Genomic DNA, 3,698 nt, shown 5'->3' on the forward strand with positions numbered 1-3,698 from the left:
ACCACGGCCGTGGCCCGGTTGCACGTGACCGGCACCCGGATCGACTGGGCGGCCTGGTACACCCGCGACGGGCAGCGTCCGGCCACCGTGGACCTGCCCACCTACGCCTTCCAACACCAGCGCTACTGGCCGGACACCGCACCCACCACGCGCAGTGCCGGCGGCGCCCTCGACGACCGGTTCTGGAGCGCGGTCGAGCGGCAGGACCTCACCGGCCTCGGCGACGAACTGGCGCTCGCCGCCGACCAGCCACTGCGGGACCTGCTGCCGGCGCTCGCCCGCTGGCGCCGGGTCGGACGGGACCGGGTCACCGCCGACTCCTGGCGCTACCGGGTGCGCTGGCGGCCCCTGACAGCCGTACCCCCGCCGGGCCTGACCGGGACGTGGCTGGTGCTGACCGGGCCCGACGGGACCGGCCACCCGCTGCTCGCCGGCCTGACCACGCACGGCGCCCACGTCGTGCCGGTGGTGCTCGACGCGCCCACCGACCGTCAGGAGACGGCCCGCCGGCTCCGCGACGCCGCGTCCGGCGGCGACGTCGTCGGGGTGCTGGCGCAGCTCGACCCGCGGCCGGCGACGGCGCTCGCCACGGTGCAGGCGTTCGGCGACAGCGACGTCACCGGCCGGCTGTGGTGGCTGACCCGGGGCGCGGTGGCCGTGAGCGCCACGGACACCCAGGCCGAACCGGACGCGGCCGGGACCTGGGGGCTCGGCCGCGTCGCCGGGCTGGAGATGCCGCGCCGCTGGGGTGGCCTGATCGACCTGCCGGCCGACCTCGACGACCGGGCCGTGCGCCGGGTGTGCGGGATGCTGGCCGGCGGCGACGAGGACCAGGCGGCGGTACGGCCCAACGGGGTGTTCGTCCGGCGGCTGGTGCACGCCACGGACGAGCCCGCCCGCCGGACGTTCCGGTGCTCCGGCACGGTGCTGGTCACCGGCGGCACGGGCGCGCTGGGCGCGCGGGTCGCCGAGTGGGCGGCCGGCGCGGGCGCCGAGCATGTGGTGCTGACCAGCCGGCGAGGCGCGGACGCCCCGGGCGCGACCGAGGTCGCGGACCGGCTCCGGGCCGGCGGCGCCCGGGTGACGGTTGCCGCGTGTGACGTGGCCGACCGGGACGCACTGGTCGGGCTGCTCGACGGCCTGGCCGCCGCCGGCGAAACAGTCCGGGCGGTCGTGCACGCCGCCGGCGCGCCCCAGTTCACCCCGCTGGCCGACATCACCGGCGACGAGCTGCGCGACGTCGTCCGCGCCAAGCTCGACGGGGCCGAGTACCTCGACGCGCTGCTGCCGGACCTGGACGCGTTCGTGGTGTTCTCCTCCATCGCCGGCGTGTGGGGCTCCGCCGGGCAGGCCGGCTACGCCGCCGCGAACGCCGCCGCCGATGCGCTCGTCGCCCGCCGCCGCGCCCGCGGCGCCACCGGCACCGCCGTGGCCTGGGGACCGTGGTCCGGTGGCGGCATGGCGGAACGCGGCGAGGCGCGGGAGCAGTTGGCCCGACGCGGGCTGCCCGCGATGGACCCGAACCTGGCGATCACCGCCCTCCAGGGCGCGCTGGACCGGGACGACAGCACCGTGGTCGTCGCCGACGTCGCCTGGGACCGGTTCGCCGCCACGTTCACCGCACAGCGGCGCAGCCCGCTGCTGGACGAACTCCCCGACGCCCGGCCCGCCCAGGCCCCACCGGCCGACGGACCGTCCCCGCTCGCCCGCCGGCTCGCCGCGCTCACCCCCGCCGAACGCGACACCCACCTGCTCGATCTGGTCCGCGCCGAGGCCGCGGCGGTGCTCGGCCACCCGACATCCGACGCCGTCGCGGCGGACCGGGCGTTCCAGAGCCAGGGCTTCGACTCGCTCACCGCCGTCGAGCTGCGCAACCGCCTCACCGCCGAGACCGGCCTGACGCTGCCCAGCACGCTCGTCTTCGACCAGCCCACCCCGGCGGCCCTGGCCGGCCACCTCGCCGCCACGCTCGCCGGTGCGCCGGCGACGGTCGACGGCCCGGACCCCGCCGTCGCGGTCGACGGCGACCCGATCGCCGTCGTCGGCATGGCCTGTCGCCTCCCCGGCGGCGTCACCAACCCGGCCGAGCTGTGGGAACTGCTCACCGGCGGACGCGACGGCATCTCCGACTTCCCCCTCGACCGGGGCTGGGACCGGTTCCTCGCCGGCCGCCTCTCCGACACCTCCTTCCCACGCCAGGGTGGCTTCGTCTACGACGCGGGCGCCTTCGACGCCGACTTCTTCGGCATCTCGCCCCGTGAGGCGACCGCCATGGACCCGCAGCAGCGGCTGCTGCTGGAGACCTCCTGGGAGGCGATCGAGTCGGCCGGCATGGACCCGGCCCGGCTTCGCGGGGAACGCGTCGGCGTCTTCGCCGGCGCCAGCTTCCAGGGGTACGCCTCCACGGCGATGGGCCGTGACCAGGACGTGGGCGGCCACCTGCTCACCGGCACCGCCACCAGCGTGCTCTCCGGCCGGGTCGCGTACGCGCTCGGGCTGGAAGGACCGGCGATGACCGTCGACTCGGCCTGCTCGTCGTCGCTGGTGGCGCTGCACCTGGCCGCCCAGTCGCTGCGCAGCGGCGAGTGCACGCTGGCGCTGGCCGGCGGCGTGACCGTGATGGCCTCGCCGGCCACCTTCGTCGAGTTCTCCCGCCAGGGCGGCCTCGCCCCGGACGGCCGGTGCCGCTCCTTCGCCGACGACGCCGGTGGCACCGGCTGGGGTGAGGGCGTCGGTGTGCTGCTGGTGCAGCGCCTCTCCGACGCGCGCCGCGACGGCCGCCCGGTCCTCGCCGTGCTGCGCGGCTCCGCCGTCAACTCCGACGGCGCCTCCAACGGGCTCACCGCCCCGAACGGGCCGGCTCAGCAACGGGTGATCCGGGCCGCCCTCGCCGCCGCGCGGCTGTCGCCGGCCGACGTGGACCTGGTGGAGGCGCACGGCACCGGCACCACGTTGGGTGATCCGATCGAGGCGCAGGCGTTGCTGGCCACGTACGGGCAGGACCGGGACGGGCACGAGCCGCTGCTGCTCGGGTCGATCAAGTCGAACATCGGGCACATCCAGGCCGCCGCCGGCGCCGCCGGCGTGATCAAGGCGGTGCTCGCCCTGCGGCACGGCCTGGTGCCGGCCACCCTGCACGCCGAGCGGCCCTCGACCCGGGTGGACTGGTCGTCGGGTGCGGTGGAGCTGGTGACGTCGGCGCGGTCGTGGCCGGAGTCGGGTCGGCCGCGGCGGGCGGCGGTGTCGTCGTTCGGCATCTCCGGCACCAACGCTCACGTGATCCTCGAAGCGCCCTCACCGGCCGAGGGTGAGCCGCCGGCCGTTCCGGAGGCGGGCGCGCCGCCGGTGCTGCCGTGGCTGGTGTCGGGACGGTCGTCCGACGCGCTGGCGGCGCAGGCGGTCCGCCTCCTCGACCACCTCCGACGGCACGAGGACGCGTCCCCGGCCGGGGTCGGCTGGTCACTGGGGACGACGCGGGCCGCCCTGGAACACCGGGCGGTGGTGCTCGGCGCGGACCGCGACGCGCTGCTGTCCGGCCTGGCGGCGCTCGCGGACGGGCGGGCCGCCGCGGGTGTGGTCGCGGGGGAGGTGTCGTCGGGTCGGCGGGCGGTGTTGTTCACCGGTCAGGGTGCGCAGCGTGCGGGTATGGGTCGGGAGTTGTATGCGGCGTTCCCGGTGTTCGCGGAGGCGTTCGACCG

Annotated in this window: 1 protein-coding gene; it reads left to right on the top strand. The window is 77.1% G+C overall.

Annotated elements, in window-relative coordinates; translation table 11 throughout:
• The coding region (locus ACFY3U_RS27775; RefSeq protein ID WP_387206938.1) for an SDR family NAD(P)-dependent oxidoreductase at positions 1–3,698 on the top strand (3,698 nt) is incomplete at both ends.

The sequence above is a fragment of the Micromonospora sp. NPDC000089 genome, from assembly GCF_042899365.1.
Taxonomy (GTDB): Bacteria; Actinomycetota; Actinomycetes; order Mycobacteriales; family Micromonosporaceae; genus Micromonospora.